Below are 573 nucleotides of genomic sequence, written 5' to 3' on the forward strand. Positions count from 1 at the left end.
ACACAAGGATACTGTTTTTACGTTCCTTTTCAGTAATCTGGCTCTTTTGAGGGAACTGTATTCAGCGATAAAGGGCGTTGCCCTTCCGCCGGACGTGCCTATCGACATTAACACGCTTTCAGACGTACTTTACAGGAGGCAGAGAAACGACATTTCGTTCTTACTCGACAACCGGCTCATTGTTTTGATTGAACACCAGTCAACTATCAATGAAAATATGCCGCTCAGGTGTCTGATGTACGTTGAAAAACTGTATGAAGTAATAACAGACCCTGATGACAAATTTAAAAGGAGGCTCGAAAAAATCCCAAAACCGGAGTTTATCGTTCTGTACAACGGTACGGACCCGTATCCAGATCACAAAGAATTAAAGCTTTCAGACGCTTTTGAAAAAACTGACACAATAAAGATTGATTTGCCTTTGGAACTGGTGGTGCAGGTTTACAACATTAACAAGGGGCGAAATAAGGGAATATTGAGCAAGAGCAAAACGCTTGACAATTACAGTCAGTTCATAGATAAGATACGTGAGTATCAGAGGGAATATCAACAGACGTATCCCAAGAAGGACGA

General features: G+C 41.5%; 1 pseudogene. It reads left to right on the forward strand.

Annotated features, from left to right (window positions below):
• Positions 1-573: pseudogene (locus ACYVRA_RS08330) on the forward strand (Rpn family recombination-promoting nuclease/putative transposase); the annotation flags it as partial.

It is taken from the genome of Treponema sp. R8-4-B8, assembly GCF_054786175.1.